The sequence below is a fragment of the Halorhodospira sp. 9628 genome, from assembly GCF_022228075.1.
GTDB lineage: Bacteria > Pseudomonadota > Gammaproteobacteria > Nitrococcales > Halorhodospiraceae > Halorhodospira > Halorhodospira halophila_A.
Genome location: NZ_JAJNRF010000002.1, coordinates 40,103 through 55,262 on the forward strand (window position 1 = coordinate 40,103; position 15,160 = coordinate 55,262).

Sequence of the window (15,160 nt, forward strand, 5' to 3'; positions counted from 1 at the left end):
CTGCCAGCGTACCTGGATTCAGGTCACCGGATAGCCGGCATCGCGGAGGATCCGCCGGATCGGTGCCGGCAGTCCGGGCAACGTCTCCTGGCCGGGACGGAACCAGCGGCGTTGGGCGGTGGGCTCGCCGACGGCGGTTGCCGCTGTGTGCCAGCGCAGCCGCACCGGCTGCAGGATCAGCTCAAAGTGGGTCAGTGCGTGGTGTCGCTCGGGTAGCCTTCCGGCCGGTTCGCAGTGCGCGCCCAACGCCTGTGCCCGCGCCAACGGGTCTTCGTCCGGCTGGCACTCCGGCAGGGACCATAGCCCGCCCCAGATGCCCGTGGCTGGGCGGCGTTCCAGCAGCAGGGTGTCGGTGTGCTCGATCAACAGCAGCTGCCGTTGGCGCCGGGGGCGCCGGCGCGCCGGTCGGGGGGCCGGGTAGGCCTCGGGATGGCCCGCCGCCCGGGCCGTGCACGCCGAGGCCAGGGGGCATAGCAGGCACGCCGGTTCCTGCGGCGTACAGACCAGTGCCCCGAGATCCATCAGCCCCTGGTTGAACCGGCGGCAGTCGTCTTCAGGGATGAGGGCGGCGGAAAGCGCCCACAGCTCCCGCGCGACCGGGTTGCGCCCGGGCCAGCCCTCGATGCCGGCGAGCCGCGCCAGCACCCGTTTAACGTTGCCGTCGAGGATCGGCGCGGGTAGGCCGTGGCCCAGCGAGCGGATGGCACCCGCCGTGGAGGGGCCGATACCAGGCAGCGTCTGCAGGGCCGCGAGCTCGTCGGGCAGGTGACCGTTCCAATCGGCCTCAATTCGCTGTGCGGCGGCATGCAGGTTGCGGGCACGGGCGTAGTAGCCCAGCCCGGCCCAGAGCCCGAGGACATCGTCGAGTTCGGCGTGGGCGAGGTCGATTACGTCCGGGTAGTGCCCCATGAAGCGCTCGAAGTAGGGTACGACGGTCTCGACCCGGGTCTGCTGCAGCATGACCTCGGAGATCCACACCCGGTAGGGCGTGGCCGGCTGCTGCCAGGGCAGGTCGTTTCGCCCGTGCTGCCGCTGCCACGCGATCAGTTGCTCCTGAAGCGCCTGGCAGCGGTCTGGGGTGGCCCAGCGGCGCATCCGCTCAGCGCAGCCGCCGCAGGAAGCTCTCCGCCTCCTGACGGATGCGGTCCTCGGCGCGGTCGGTTTGCTCCTCGAGCTCCTGTTCAATCCGCTCCCGGAAGCCCTCTCGGACCTTCTCTTCGGCCTCCTCGAGCCGCTGCTGGGCCTCGCGCAGACGCCGGATCTCCTGCTCGGTCAGCGCAGCGCGGAGGTCGAAGCGGATGCGTGGGCTGAACAGGTCACCGCTGAACTCCAGGGGTACGGTGATGTCCTTGAGCTCGCGAATCGGTCGGCCGTCGGCGTCCTCCAGGTTGTCGATCACCGATAGGCGCACGCGGTAGTCGATGGTCTCGCTGAGCACGTTGGCGTGACCGGCGCCGCGAGCGCGCAGGATCGGCGATTCGGCGCGCAGGTTGTCGTTGTGAATCTCGCCGTCGCGCAGCTCGAAGCCTGCCGTCAAGGATCCGAAATCCGTGCGTGCCTCGTCCTCCGGCGGCTCCGGCCTCGGCTGGGCCCGGACTCGGGCCACGCCCTCGCGGAACATGTGCGGGATGTTCAGGCCAAGCACCGCGCCCTCGCTGACATCCAGCTCGGCATCGCCGCGGAAGTCCTCGATCAGCTGGTAGAGGTTCTCGCCGCCGCCTTCGCCCCGCAGAGCGAAGCGGCCCCGGCCGTGGAGCCAGTCCCGCTCGAGGAGGTCCTCGAGCAGCGGTGCGAACCGCACGTTATCCAGGCGGTGGTCGAGCTCGAAGTACGGATAGTCGCCGCGGGCATCGAGGAAGGTGGCGGCGCGATACTCGCCCTCGTAGAGGCGAGCCTCCATGCCGGCAATGCCCACGCGGCCGTCTTTGCCGCTGAGATCTCCGCGGATGTCCTCGATCAGCAGCCCGGAGAGGGTCAGGGCGCCGATCTCCAGCCCGCCATTGAGTGCTAGGGTGCGCAGGGGCTCCAGCGGCAGGTCGAGAGCGACCTCCTCGAGATCGGGCAGGCCGGTATCCGGCGCCGTCGGCTCGTCCACGGCACGCCGTTGCTCGGCGGGCAGGTAGCGGTCCAGGTTGATCTCGTCGACGGTCAGATTGAGGGTCATGGCCGGGCCGGTCCAGTTCTCGATCCCGCCGTCGAGCTCGATGCGCGATTGATCCACATCCAAGCCGAATTCGGGCAGCAACAGTTGCTGGCCATCCAGCTCGATCCGTCCCGTGCCGCCGACACGGGTCAGCGCCGTGGCGTCTGCCGGCGTGGGCATGCCGACGTCCAGCCGGCTTAGGGCTGTGCGCAGATTGAACGCGGGCAGTTGCCAGTCGATGCCGCCAAAGGCGCCGTCTTCATCCATCTCCAGGTCGGCCGCCGCCTGGAGGGTGATCCCGGCGGCAGTGGCTTCCAGCTCCGGCCAGTCCACCCGCAGCGTCTCGCCCAGGCCGATGCTGCCGTGGCCGGTCACACCCAGACGCTGTTGGCGGCCGGGCACCTCGGCCCCCTGGGCCTCGATGAGCATCTCTAGTCCGTCCAGGTCGAACTGTTCCAGGGCCTCGTCCAGGGTGGCCTGCAGGCGCAGTTGACCGTCGATTCGGGGCAGATCTTCGCCCTGGCCGACCCAGCTCGACTGCACGGCCACCGGGCGCCCAAGGCGCAGCGCCTCGATGTCCAGGTCGAAGCGTTCCACCTCCTTGCGGTCATCGATGCTGCGGTCCTCCCAGAACAGCTGCCCGCGCCGGACCTGCAGTCCGCCGAAGGCGGCATCCCGGAGGATGGGTGGCAGCTCGCCGAGCGGTGCCCCGTCCGTCGGTTCCGCCGGCGGTTCTTCCTCCTCGGCGAACCGCGCGACCAGGTCCTCCCAGTTGCCTTCGCCCTCCTCGTTGATCATGAGCCGGGCGATGGGAGCCTCGACACTGACCAGCCGTGTCTCGAGCTGGCCCCAGAGCAAGGGCAGGAGACGCACCGCCGCGTCCACCCGTTCCACCTCCAAGAAGGGGTCCTCGTGGAATCCGTCCCGGTCGGCGAGGGTGACGCGGCCGGCTTCGACCCCCAGCCACGGGAAGAAGGAGAGCCGGATGTCCCCGTCGATGGTCAGCTCCCGTCCGGTCTCTTCCTGAACGGCAGCCGCGATGTCGTCCCGGTAGTCATTGGGGTCGAGGATCACGCTGATCAGCGTTGCCGTCGCCACCAGCAGGGCGAACAGCCCGATCACGGCGTAGAGGAACCACTTGAGTATCCAGGGCATAAACCGAGTCCTGCATTGAACGTGTCCGATGGCTGGCATTCTATCGTGCCACGCCGTCAGGCTTGTCCCCGAGGATACGTGGGCTGGTATCGTACCGGTAAGGTCTTCGCGGAGTCCGCCATGCGTTTTTACCTGTACGTGGTTGTTGCCCTGATGATCCTCATGCTGGTCTGGACGTTCTTCATCTGGGATCCGGAGGAGATGATCCCCCCGGCCACCGAGCGTGAGGCGCCCGTCCACCCCGATGAGCAGCAGGAGTAGCCGAGGTGGCAGGACACGCCGGCGAGGTGTTTAAGCCCCTGGCCCTGTCGGTGCTCACCGTTTCCGACAGCCGGGGGTTGGCGGAGGATACCTCCGGGGCCGCGCTGGCGGAGCGGCTTGAGTCAGCCGGCCACGCCCTGGCCGGTCGGACCATCGTCCCGGATGATCGCTATCGGATCCGCGCCGAGGTCTCGGCCTGGGTTGCGGATGATCGGGTGGACGGGGTGCTCATCAACGGTGGGACTGGGCTCACTGCCCGCGACGTGACGCCGGAGGCGATCAGGCCGCTTTTTGATCGCGAGATCCCGGGCTTCGGCGAGCTTTTCCGGCAGCGCTCCTTCGAGGAAATCGGCAACGCCACCCTGCAGTCGCGGGCCGTGGCGGGTGTGGCCAACGCTACGCTCATCTTTGCCCTGCCGGGGTCCACCGGCGGGTGCTGCACCGCGTGGGATCGAGTGCTCGCCGATCAGCTCGATGCCCGCACCCGGCCGTGCAATTTTGCGACCTTGCTGCCCCGCATGCGTGGTTCGGAGCCCTTGGCGTAGCGCCCGAAATTCGGTACGCTAAACCCCTTACCGCCCGTAGCTCAGCCGGATAGAGCGTCGGCCTCCGGAGCCGAAGGTCGCAGGTTCGAATCCTGCCGGGCGGGCCACCTTCCCCATCGCTTAACGCCAATCGCCCCCGCGGCAATCCGAAAGAACCGCGTCCGCTGCGCGGGCGCCGGAGCGCAGTGCGCCGTGCTGCGATCCGTGGGCCCGGTGGTCGCCGCAGGCATAGAGGCCCCCGCCGAGCCGCGCGCCCTGATAGGGCTCGGTCAGAGCAGGCGGTGCCTGGACCGGTTGTCCGTACGGGATGCGCTCTAGGCGCAGAGGCCGCCAATGATCGACCACCGGCCCGAACCAGTCACGCAGCTGCGATACGGCCTCGCACTGCAGGGTGGGGTCGTCCAGATCCTGCGCGTCCCCGAGCACCGTCGCGCTGACTAGGTGCCAGCCGGCTGGGGCATACTCCGGCGCGACCACGCTAGGCACCGCCAGGTGCAGGACGGGCCCCTCGCCCTCGCCGTTAAGCAGGATCAGTGGGTCGGTGACCGGTGGCTCAGGGACGGCGAACTGCAGACAGGTTACCGGTCGGCCGGCGGCGGTGGGCTGCCCGGTCAGTCGGGTGAAAGCCGGGCCGTCGGTGGCTACAACGACCGCATCGGGGCTGAGCCGTTCACCGTCCGCAAGCCGCACGCTTGGCCCATCCTCGATGGCCTCGGCGGCGGTGCCCAGCCGCAGTGTCACCCGCTCCGCGGGCAGCTGGTCTGCCAGCTGCCGGGGTAGGTCGCCCACGCCAGCGGCGGGGATCGCCGCATCGCCCTCGGCGAACATGCGAAAGACGAAGTTGAGCAGCCGGGCCGAGGTCTGGAGCTGCGGGTCGAGCAGCACGCCGCCGAACAGCGGCCGCAGGAAACGCTCGATCATCGGCCCGGAGAAGCCCTCGGCGGTGAGCGACTCGGCACTGCTGCGTTGCGGTCCGTACAGGGGGCTCTCGGGATCGCCGCGGCGCAGACGCGCCCGCAGCCGGGCGATGCGCACCTTGTCGCCCAGGCTGCCCACCGGCGCCCGCAGGGTCTTCAACAGCGCCTGCGGGGCGCGGAATGGATCGCTGAGGCGGTGCAGGCCGCCCTCGGTCCGGATCAGGGCCCCGGGGGCGAAGCGGCGCAGGCGTAGGGCGCCCAGGTCAGCGCGGGTGCGCAGCTCCGGGTAGGCGGTCAACAAGACCTGGAAACCGCGATCCAGCTGGAAGGCCGGCTCCTGATCGTCGGCCAAGCCGCCATCGAGGCGCAGGCGGTCGGTGCGAACCCGCCCGCCCACCTCCCTGGAGGCTTCCAGCAACCGGACGTGGGCACCACCCAGGGCCAGATCGCGGGCTGCGGCCAGGCCGGCCAGGCCGGCGCCGATCACCACCACTTGCGGATGTTCCGCGCTCATACTGCTCCTCCTGGGTGCGGACTCTGCGGGCTAGAGACCCTGCCGTTCGCGCCAGCGCTCAATGGCCTCCGCCACCTTTGCCGGGCACTCCTCCTGCGGGAGGTGGCCGCACGCCTGCAGTTCCACCCGCTCGGCGTTGGGCAGGGCGTCAGCCACGCGGTGGGAATCCGCGGCAGGGATGACTTCGTCCTCGACGCTGATGATGACCTGCGTCGGGGTCTCGATGCCTGCCAGGGGGCCGCGCACTTGCAGGGCGTCGGTCAGCGAGCGGTGCATCAGCTGCCCCCAGGCCCGGTCCCAGCCGGCCATGGCGGTGTGCATGGTCATGCGGGCCTCGCGCTCCGGGGTGATGGCGTCCTCGTCGTAATAAGAGCGCTCGAGCAGTTCGGTGCTTTTCCCGAACCAGCGCCCTCCCAGCAGGCTCAGGCGCTTGGCCTGCGGCAGTTGCGCCAGCCACTGGGGTAGCGTGGGTCGCTCTAGGGCGGCCATTGGGTTGATCAGCACCAGACCGGCGACCCGCTCGGGCGCCTGGCGTGCCGCCTCCAGAGCGATCACCCCGCCGGCGGAGTTGCCCACCAGCACCGCTTCCTCCTGGCCGAGTTCATCCATGAGGCTGAACAGGTGGTCGACGTCGGCCTCCAGGGTGAAGGGGTTGGGTCCCTCGCCGGGATAGTCGGGCTTGTCGCTCAGCCCGTAGGGGATCTGGTCGTAGGCCACGGTGTAGCGGTCGCGTCCCAGTTTCGGCAGAAGCGGTTCCCAGGTCACGGTACTGAACGAGAAGCCGTGCAGGAGAAGCCAGGCCGGCCGCCCGGTATCGGCGTGCTCTTCGCCAGCGGCGACGTAGTGCAGCTGCAGCCCGTCGGGGTAACCGGGGAACGAGATCGAGACAAAGCGGCTGTCGTCACCGCCGAGTTCGCGGCCGTCCTTGACCCCGTCCGCCGGCTGCGTGGGGATCATGAACGGCCCGATGGCGAGAACCAGGCCCGCGAGTATGAATAGGCCGCCGACCACGATACCGATGCCCTGCAGGATGGTGCCGACTGTCCCCACGCTCATCCCCCTTGCTGGTCTTCCGTTCCGGGCCAAGGCTACCACGGCCGTGGCGGCGCTTGCCGCGTGCGGCGGTCTGTGCAGTTGACCCGGTCGCGCGGCGGCGCTAGCGTTCACGGGAGCCTGGCAACCACGCGCACCTGCGCCGGAGTCGGCAGAGCATGGTCCCTTCCGGCGGTTATCGCGGCTTCGTCCTGGCGGCACTGTTCCTGATGCTCGGCCTTTCTGCGGGGACCGCCGGGCCGGAGCGGGGCTGCCCGGACGCCGACTACGGCGAGCGCTTCCACGAGGCCCTGGAGGCGGCGCGCGCCGATGACTGGTCCCGCGTGGCCGAGCTTGAGCCCTGTCTCGGCGATGCCCACCCGATGGCCGCCTACCTCGACTTCCACCGTCTGCGCAGTGCGCTCCCCGAGGTCGATCCGCAGCGTGTGGTGGCCTACCGCCAGCGCTATGCCGGTACCCCGCTGGCCGATGTCCTCAAGCGCGTCGCCTTGCGTCGCTACGCCGAGGCGGGGGACGACGCGGCGGTGCGCCGGGTGACCGACGAGCCACCCTCCCGCCTGGCTCTGCGCTGTCACTGGTGGCAGGCCCATCTGGAAACGCGCCGGGGAGAGGCCCTCGCCTTTGCTCGGCGCACCTGGCACGCCGGGGTCTCGCGGCCGTCAGCATGCGACGGGCTATTCGAGGCAGCCCGCGGGGCTGGCGTCATCGACGACCGGGCTGTCTGGGAGCGTATGCGTCTGGCCTTTCGCAACGAGCAGGCGGGTCTGATGCGCTATCTCGAGGGGCTGCTCGGTGGGGAGCGCTGGCTGGTCGCCGCCGAGTGGCTCCAGCGGCTCGACCGAAATCCGGCGCGGATCATCGAGCTCGATGAGGGTCTGCCGCCGCGGCTGCGTCGACAGCTTACTGCCGACGGGCTCTACCGGCTGGCCCGCGTGGACACCGCGGCCGCGCGCAGTTATCTGGAGCAGAGTGGCGACGGGCTTGCCGAGCTGCCCGCGGGCGAGCGGCGGGAGGTGTTTGAGCGGGTTGCCTGGTACTCGATCATCCGGGGCATCCCTGAGAACCGCGGTTGGGTCGACCGGTGGCTGGCCGAGCAGGACGATACCGATTTGCTCGAGCAGCGCATGCGCCGGGCGGTGATCGAGGAGCAGTGGACCGACCTGGTCTACTGGTACACCCGTCTGCCCGAGGCCTCCGCACGCAGTGCGCGCTGGCAGTACTGGCTTGGTCGGGCGCGGGCCGCGCTGGGAGACCCGGCGCTGGCAGGTGAGCACTGGCGGGAGGCGGCGGGGGAGCGCTCGTTCTGGGGGTTCATGGCGGCCGAACGGGTCGGGCGGCCCTATGCGCTGCGCGAGGTCCGCCCGGAACCGGATCCGCCTGCTCCGGATCCCGCCCTCGTGCGGGTCCGCCTGCTCCACGGTGTCGGTGAACTGCGTCTGGCCCGGGACGAGTGGCGCCACCTGCTGCAAGGCCGTGAGGCGGCGGAACAACGCGCCCTAGCTGCCCACGCCTATCGGCAGGGGTGGCACGAGCTGGCGGTGGTCGCTGCCAACCGCGCCGGGGCCCACGAGGCGTTGCAGTGGCGTTTCCCCCATGCCTACCGGGATGCCTTCCGGCGGGCGGCCGCGGAGACCGGCATCGAATCCTGCCTGCTCATGGCGGTCGCCCGGCGCGAGTCGGGTTTCCATCGGGATGCCGTCTCGCCGGCGGGGGCCCGCGGGCTGATGCAGCTGCTGCCGGGTACTGCCCGCCAGATGGCCCGTTCCAACGGTGAGCCCCTGCCGGATGCCCGGGCGCTGAACGATCCGGAACTCAATGTGCGCCTCGGTGCCGAGTATATGCAGCGGCTATTGGAGCGCTTCGAAGGCAACCGGCCGAAGGCACTGGCGGCCTACAACGCCGGTCCGAGCCGTGTCGCGGGGTGGCTGGAGCGGGATGGACGCCCTCTGGATGTCTGGATCGAGTCGATCCCCTACTACGAGACCCGGCGATACGTGCAAGCGGTGCTTGCCTACCGCACGATCCTGGCCCACCGTGGCGGGCTGGAACCGGTGGCCTCGGTGGTCACGCACGAGGAGATGGCCCTGGTCTACGGGGAGCCGACGGACGACCGGGAACCGGCCACGGTGCGCCTGAGCCGGCACCCGGCGGATGGCCCGCTGCCGGGGTCTGACGATCCTCTGCGGGACTGAGCGGCGCGCCGCGCCCTGTTACCCTGATCCCCCGTTCGCCCGGTCGCGGCTCTGCTGCACCCGGGCGTTTCCGGAGTCGCTCAAGCGTTAGGGAAACCGACGTGACCGTACTCAACCAGAAAGGACCCTCCTCTTGGCACTGGCTGGTGGGCGGGGCTGCGCTCGTGATCATCCTGGCCGGGCTCCAGGCGGTCTCCGGCATCGTCAATCCGCTGCTGCTGGCCGCGTTCCTGGCCATCGCCTCGGCGACCCCGCTGAACTGGATGCAGCGCCGCGGCGTGCCGGCAGCGGTGGCGGTGATGATCCTCTTCCTGGGGGTGGGGCTGGTCTTCTTCCTGCTCTTCCTCGCCCTGCGCGGCGCGGTGGAGACCATGGCTGCGCAAGCGCCGCAGTATCAGGAGCAGCTCACCGTGGTCTTCGGTCAGGTGCGCGATTACGTCGTCGCCATGGGTGTGCCGCCGGAGGCCCTCCCCGAGGAGGTGCCGCTGCCGGCAGTGGGTACGCTGACCGATGCGGCGGCGACCATCGCCAGCGGCATCGGCCAGTTTACGGCGGCCACCTTCCTGGTGCTGCTCGCCTTCATGTTCCTGCTGCTCGAGGAGAGCACGCTGCCCGGCAAGCTCTCGGTGGCCTTCCCGGCCAGTCGTCGGGCGCGGGTGCGCACTCGCCGGTTCCTCCACGCCGTTGATCGCTACATCTTCATCAAGAGCGCGACCAGCACGCTGACCGGCGTGATCATCGGCACCGGGCTCTGGCTGATTGGGGTGGATTTCCCGATCCTCTGGGGCATCCTCGCCGGATTGCTGAACTTTATCCCCACGGTCGGGTCGATCATTGCTGCCGCCCCTGCGGTGGTGGTGGCCCTGCTCGGGGGAGGGCTGCTCGATGCGGTGCTCACCGTCGTCCTTTACGTGGCGGTGAATGTGGCCATCGGTTCCATCACCGAGCCGCGATTGATGGGGCGGACTCTGGGGCTGTCGCCACTGGTGGTGTTGATCTCGTTGATGGTCTGGGGCTGGGTGTTCGGGCCGGTAGGGATGCTGCTGTCGATCCCGCTGACCATGATCGCCAAGCTGGCCCTTGAGGCGCAGCCCGAGACCCGCTGGATCGCCGTGCTGCTCAGCGATCGCGCCGACGAGCGCATCGGCTGACCCGCACGGCCCCGCCCCGGATCGGGCGTGCCCGATCCGGGGCGGCCTGCAGCGACCTCGTGGCGGTCAGCGCCGCGGGCCGAACTCCTCACGGAAGCGTTCGCGCTGCTCGGCGTCGAGCAGTCCGATCATCTCGTTGCGCATGCGCACGCGCTCGGCCAACAGCTCGCCCTGCAGCTCGGACATGCGGCCATGGAGCTCTTCGATGGCGTCGGGGTCCGGCTGCTCGACCGCCATCAGCTCGGCCATATCGTCGCGCATTTCGGCCAGTTCGACCCCTACGTGGGCCTCGAACTCCCGGTAGGCGCGGCGGAGCTTGCGCATCTCGGCGAGCTTGTCGCCCTCAAGCTCCAGCTCCCAGAGGGGCGTCCGTGGATCACCGAAGCCGCCCTCAAAACCGCCGCGCATCCAGTCCCAGCACGGGCCGTAGCCCAGGCCGGAGCCCATGCCCATTCCCATGCCGGGTTGCTGCATCGCTCCGGCACCCGGGCCTCCAGGCCCGAAACCTTGTCCCATGCCGGCGCCGCGATCGGCCTGAGCCGCTGCCAGCCCGCTGCCGAGCAGCGCCGCGGTAGCGAAGGCGATCAGGGATGCGGTTCTTCTGCTGCCGCGAACTCGTCCTGCCATGGTCTTGCCTCCCTTGAGAGTCGCTCTCTCCATCGATGCGTGATCCGGCGGCAGCGGTGCCGCCGCCGGGTCCTGTGGAAAACGGGTCGGGCGGCCGATCAGGCCGCCGCGGCGGCGAGGAACAGGCCGATGACGCAGGCCAAAGCGGCCATCCAGGCCAGGCTGCGCAGGCTCGCGTAATCGCCGATGTAGAACAGCCCGTAGGCAATTCGCAGCAGGACGAAGAGCACCGCCAGGGTGTCGATCACGCCCTGCGCCGCGCCGACTTGGTGGGCGATGATGACCGCCGCCGCAAAGGGCGGGAAGGCCTCGTAGCCGTTCTGCTGGGCCCAGTGGGCGCGCTTTGGCCACCCTTCCTGGCGGTCGAGCCACTCCCGGGGGCGGGTGTTGTCGAACTGCCCGCCACCAAACTTGGCGGCGCCGGCGAAGGCCATGGGCAGGATGGCGGCGACGAGGACCATCCAGTAGCCGAGGGACATGGGCATCTCCTTCCACTGGCTGCGACCCCCGTCCGGGGGCCTCCGGCCCCAGTCTAGGGCAATCCGCGCCTCCCCGCCTATTGTCCCGTCGACGATGCCGGCGGGCCCGGCGCTCAGCCGGTCTCGTTGCGCAGCTGCTCGGCCCGCTCAATGAGTTCGGCCCGGCGGATCTTGAGTCCCCGCGTCTCGGGCAGCGGGTGCCAGGCAACCGGGGTCATGTGCGGGCTCAGTCGGGCTCGCAGCCACTCGCGCAATGCGCTCACGGGGAGCTCGTCGCCGTTCGTCTGCACGAACGCCACTGGGCGCTGGCCGAACTCGCGATCGCTGCGTGGGACCACCACCGCCTCGCGGACCACCGGGTGCTCGCGGAGAGCCGCCTCGATGGTCTCAGGCTGGATGTTTTCGCCGCCGCTGATGAACTGGTTGTCGCGGCGTCCCGTGATCACCAGGCGCCCCGCATGCCAGTACCCCAGGTCGCCGGTTGAGAACCAGCCGTCCCCGTCGGTCAGCGGCGCCACGCTGCCGCCGTCAAGGTACCCCGGGCAGAGCGTCTCGCCGCGCACGCGGATCTCACCCTCGTCGATGCGCAGCTCGCGGAAGGGCAGGACCCGTCCGCCACCGCGCAGCGCAGGCCAAGTGGCCACCTGAGCGGTCATCTCGGTCAGGCCGTAGCTCATGTAGCACGGAACCCCCCGCGCCTGCGCCTGCTCCAGCAGATCGGCCGCTACCGGCCCGCCGCCGAGCAGCACGCAGCGCAGGAAGGGCAGGGGGGTGTCGGCCGCATGCAGCAGGCGGCGCAGCTGGGTCTCCACCATGGAGACATGGCTGATGCGGTGGGTGCTCAGGAAGGCCGCGTCCTCGCTGCGACCACCAACGACCATGGGTACCCCGGCCTCCAGGCAGCGGAAGATGATCCCCAGCCCGCCCACATGGAACAGGGGTAGGGAGAGCAGGTAGCGATCCGGGCTGCGCAGCGGCAGGTATGCCAGGGCGCCCTGGGCGCTGCGGACGTAGTTGGCGTAACTGTGTGCCGCGATGCGCGGCGTCCCGGTCGAGCCGGAGGTGGCCACCCCGGCGCAGGGGGCGTCGGCCTTGAAGCGCCACTGCAGATCCGCAGCGGGTGTGCCGGGCGGGCCTTCGCCGGTGTGTCGGAGTTCGGCGCCGGGGGCTGGGATCAGACCGGAGATGCCGTGCCCGGCCAGCAGCCCCTGCAGGGCGGCCTCCGGCATGCGCTCCGAGACCGGCAGGACACGCCCGCCGGCCCGCAACACGGCCAGCCAGTCGATGACCCCGGCGGTGTCGGTGGTGATGCGAAGGGAGGTCCATGTCCCGGCGCCGAGGCCCTGCTCCTGCAGGGCCCGGGCGCGCCGGCTGACCGCCTCGTGGAGGGCTGCGAAGGTGTAGCAGAACCCCGGTTCGATGAGCGCCGGGTGCTGCGGCCAGCGGTGGCTGGCCCGCGTCAGTCGGCACGGGAACCGGGCGGGCATGGTCACAGCAGCGGGGCCTCCGCAGTGAGCTGCTCACGCCGGCGTACCGGCTTGGTTGTGTGCCCGGGCTGGCTGCGCAGGGGCTCGAGCAGGGCCTCGGGCCAGGCGCCGAAGGTATCCAGTCCCGGAGTGGCCTGCAGCCCCCACCTCGCGGCCAACCGGGCGTAGAGGTCCAGGGTGATGTTGCTTTCGAAGGCAGCGCTGAGCACCACCTGCACACCGGCGCTGGTGGCGGCGTCGATCCACGCGCGGGTGCGGGTCAACCCGGTCAGCATCGGCTTGAGGACCACTGCACCGAGCCCGGCGGTGGTGAGGTCGGCGTCCGGATGCTCGCGGAGGGTCTCATCCCAGGCGAAGGGGATGGCTGTCCGTGACGACCATCCGGCGTACGAGGCACCCGGGCGCAGCGGCTCCTCGATGAAGGCCACGCGCTCCGCGGGCAGCCCGGCGCAGAGGCGTGCCGCCTCCTCGGGGGTCCAGCTGCGGTTGGCGTCCAGTCGCAGCTGCGTGGTAGCGGGCAGCCGGTCAAGGATGTACGCCAAGCGGCGTGCGTCCTCCGCCACGCTGGCCCGGCCCACCTTCACCTTAACGCAGGGGCCGACCGGTGCGTCGATGCGGCGTTGCTCGTGGCCGATCAGGCGGCAGCTGGTCACCTGCGGCGTCTCTCCGGGAGGGTGGACCCACTGCAGCCAGCCGGCCTCCAGGCCGAAGCGCGCGGCCGGTGGGAGCGCCCGCAGCGCCTCGGGGACGCCGGTGCCGGAGGTGGCCTGCTGCAGCTCGCCGGCGGCCCTTTCGGCACCGGCGGCGAAGAAGTGCCGGCAGGCGTCGATGCATTCGTCCAGGCCCTCGGTGCTGAACCCGGGCAACGGGGCGATCTCCGAGATGGCCCGGCATCCTTCCTCGCTCTCCCAGAACAGCAGGGCGCCGTGGCGCTCCGCAACCGGGGCCGTGCCGGGCAGAAGCGCCACCCGGTAGCGGCGAACCTCCACCGAGCGCAGCTGCGTGGACACGGTTAGGGGTTGTGCTTGAAGCGCCGGAAGTTCGGCTTGCGTTTCTCCAGGTAGGCGTTACGGCCCTCCTGCCCCTCTTCGGTCATGTAGAAGAGCATGGTGGCGTTGCCGGCCAGCTCCTGGATGCCGGCCTGCCCGTCGACGCCGGCGTTGAATGCGGACTTGAGTGCGCGCAGGGCGATGGGCGAGTGCTCGAGGATGCGCTGGCACCAGGCCACGGTCTCGCGCTCGAGCTCGCTGAGCGGCACCACCTTGTTGACCAGGTCCATGGCCCGCGCCTCCTCGGCGTCGTACTGCCGGCACAGGAACCAGATCTCCCGGGCCTTCTTCTGGCCGACGACGCTGGCCATGTAGCTGGCTCCGAAGCCGCCGTCGAAGGAGCCCACCCGCGGTCCGGTCTGGCCGAAGCGCGCGTTGTCGGCGGCCACCGTCAGGTCGCAGATCAGGTGCAGCACGTGGCCGCCACCGATGGCGTAGCCGGCCACCATGGCGATCACCGGCTTCGGACAGGAGCGGATGTCGCGCTGCAGGTCGAGGACGTTCAGGTGGTGGGTGCCCTGCTCGTCCTGGTAGCCGGAGTCGCCGCGCACCCGCTGATCACCGCCCGAGCAGAAGGCCAGGTCGCCGTAGCCGGTCAGGATGACCACGCCGATCTCCTGGTCGAAGCGGGCATCGGCGAGGGCCTGCTGCATCTCAAGGACGGTGCGCGGCCGGAAGGCGTTGCGCACCTCGGGGCGGTTGATGGTGATCTTCGCGATCCCGTCGGCCTTGTGATAAAGGACGTCCGTGTAGCCGCTGGAGCAGTCGGTCCAGTCCAGCGCCGTTTCGATGGAGTTCGGGTGCTCTTCGCTCATATCAGGGGTGCTCACCGGTGCAGATGCGTTGGATGACTGCGGCCACCGCCTCGGGGGCCTCGGCGTGGCAGTTATGCCCGACGCCATCGATTTTGACAACCGTAAGCCCCGGGGTCTGGGTGGCCAGGTCGTCGGCGATGGCCGAGAACTTCTGATCCCGCGCGCCGACGATGTAGGCGCAGGGGGCTGCGAGGCGGCGCAGCGCCGGGCGCAGATCCGGCTGTCCGGCCAGGCTGGCGGCGCGCAGGGTGTCCGCCAGGTGCTCGGGGTGGTGGTGGGCCCGGCGCTGGATCAGCGCCCGCCGACGCGCCTCGCTCAGGTCGGCGAACACCGGCTGGCGATACCACGCATCCAGGCTCTCCGGCCATGAGCCAGTGCCCAGGCGTCGCGCCCAGGCGTCATCGTGGTGACGCCGCTGCGCCCGCTCCGAGGCCTCCTGCAGCCCCGGGTGGGCGCCCTCTAGGATCAGCGCGCTGATTCGCTGGGGATGCCGGTCGGCAAGCGCGAGGGCCAGGCGACCGCCGAGGGAGTAGCCAACCAGGGCGAAGCGCGGCGGCAGTTCGGGGGCCAGGCGCGCCCAGAGGGCGTCGGCCAGCGCATCAAAGGTTTGCCCCGGCGGCGGTGCGCCGTCGTGTCCAGGCAGGGGCGGGGTTCGGCAGCGCAACCCCGGCGCCAGCGCCTCGGCCACCGGCCGCCACTCGTCGGGATCGCCCAGGAAGCCGTGCAGGCAGACGACATCGGGGGTGTGGGCGGTGGGTCCTGCATCCGCCAT

General features: G+C 70.3%; 14 protein-coding genes and 1 tRNA gene. 5 read left to right on the forward strand and 10 right to left on the reverse strand.

What is annotated here, in order from left to right; translation table 11 throughout:
• Nucleotides 1–18: 18 nt before the first annotated feature.
• Both mutY and LRG10_RS02715 read right to left on the reverse strand, forming a co-directional pair.
• A complete protein-coding gene (gene mutY, locus LRG10_RS02710) occupies nt 19–1,095 on the reverse strand; it encodes an A/G-specific adenine glycosylase (protein ID WP_201170082.1) in 1,077 nt (358 codons plus the stop codon).
• Nucleotides 1,096–1,099: 4 nt separating this feature from the next.
• Nucleotides 1,100–3,298 (reverse strand): AsmA family protein, encoded by a 2,199-nt coding sequence (locus LRG10_RS02715; protein WP_201170080.1) that lies wholly within the window; start codon nt 3,296–3,298, stop codon nt 1,100–1,102.
• 120 nt (nt 3,299–3,418) lie between these two features.
• On the opposite strand from LRG10_RS02715, the gene LRG10_RS02720 reads away from it, so the two are divergent.
• The 3 genes from LRG10_RS02720 to LRG10_RS02730 all read left to right on the forward strand — a co-directional run bounded on the left by LRG10_RS02720 (nt 3,419) and on the right by LRG10_RS02730 (nt 4,211).
• Entirely contained in the window at nt 3,419–3,559 is a 141-nt protein-coding gene (locus LRG10_RS02720; RefSeq protein ID WP_201170078.1) for a hypothetical protein, read from the forward strand.
• Between the two features lie 5 nt (nt 3,560–3,564).
• On the forward strand, nt 3,565–4,104 hold the full coding sequence (gene moaB, locus LRG10_RS02725) for a molybdenum cofactor biosynthesis protein B (protein WP_201170076.1): 540 nt from the start codon (nt 3,565–3,567) through the stop codon (nt 4,102–4,104).
• A gap of 30 nt (nt 4,105–4,134) precedes the next feature.
• Nucleotides 4,135–4,211 (forward strand) — tRNA-Arg (locus tag LRG10_RS02730).
• 13 nt (nt 4,212–4,224) lie between these two features.
• Here the strand turns inward: LRG10_RS02730 and LRG10_RS02735 are convergent.
• Nucleotides 4,225–5,535 (reverse strand): NAD(P)/FAD-dependent oxidoreductase, encoded by a 1,311-nt coding sequence (locus LRG10_RS02735; protein ID WP_238633628.1) that lies wholly within the window; start codon nt 5,533–5,535, stop codon nt 4,225–4,227.
• A 30-nt stretch (nt 5,536–5,565) separates the two neighbouring features.
• Nucleotides 5,566–6,585 carry an alpha/beta fold hydrolase gene (locus LRG10_RS02740; protein ID WP_238634669.1) on the reverse strand — a complete coding sequence of 340 codons (1,020 nt, stop codon included), beginning with the start codon at nt 6,583–6,585 and terminating at the stop codon, nt 5,566–5,568.
• 161 nt (nt 6,586–6,746) lie between these two features.
• On the opposite strand from LRG10_RS02740, the gene LRG10_RS02745 reads away from it, so the two are divergent.
• Nucleotides 6,747–8,780, forward strand: coding sequence for a transglycosylase SLT domain-containing protein (locus tag LRG10_RS02745; protein ID WP_238634670.1), 2,034 nt, complete (start codon nt 6,747–6,749; stop codon nt 8,778–8,780).
• Nucleotides 8,781–8,881: 101 nt separating this feature from the next.
• Nucleotides 8,882–9,931, forward strand: a complete 1,050-nt coding sequence (locus LRG10_RS02750; protein WP_201241411.1) for an AI-2E family transporter — start codon at nt 8,882–8,884, stop codon at nt 9,929–9,931.
• A 66-nt stretch (nt 9,932–9,997) separates the two neighbouring features.
• Here the strand turns inward: LRG10_RS02750 and LRG10_RS02755 are convergent, their stop codons facing one another.
• The 6 genes from LRG10_RS02755 to menH form a co-directional block, all read right to left on the reverse strand.
• Nucleotides 9,998–10,558 carry a Spy/CpxP family protein refolding chaperone gene (locus tag LRG10_RS02755; protein ID WP_238633626.1) on the reverse strand — a complete coding sequence of 187 codons (561 nt, stop codon included), beginning with the start codon at nt 10,556–10,558 and terminating at the stop codon, nt 9,998–10,000.
• A gap of 98 nt (nt 10,559–10,656) precedes the next feature.
• Complete coding sequence (locus tag LRG10_RS02760; protein WP_201170063.1) at nt 10,657–11,037, reverse strand: MAPEG family protein; 381 nt, start codon at nt 11,035–11,037, stop codon at nt 10,657–10,659.
• Between the two features lie 113 nt (nt 11,038–11,150).
• Entirely contained in the window at nt 11,151–12,524 is a 1,374-nt protein-coding gene (locus tag LRG10_RS02765) for an AMP-binding protein (RefSeq protein WP_238634786.1), read from the reverse strand.
• A 2-nt stretch (nt 12,525–12,526) separates the two neighbouring features.
• Complete coding sequence (gene menC / locus LRG10_RS02770) at nt 12,527–13,534, reverse strand: o-succinylbenzoate synthase (protein WP_238634671.1); 1,008 nt, start codon at nt 13,532–13,534, stop codon at nt 12,527–12,529.
• Between the two features lie 2 nt (nt 13,535–13,536).
• Complete coding sequence (gene menB / locus LRG10_RS02775) at nt 13,537–14,388, reverse strand: 1,4-dihydroxy-2-naphthoyl-CoA synthase (RefSeq protein WP_238634672.1); 852 nt, start codon at nt 14,386–14,388, stop codon at nt 13,537–13,539.
• 1 nt (nt 14,389) lies between these two features.
• Complete coding sequence (gene menH / locus LRG10_RS02780) at nt 14,390–15,160, reverse strand: 2-succinyl-6-hydroxy-2,4-cyclohexadiene-1-carboxylate synthase (RefSeq protein WP_238634673.1); 771 nt, start codon at nt 15,158–15,160, stop codon at nt 14,390–14,392.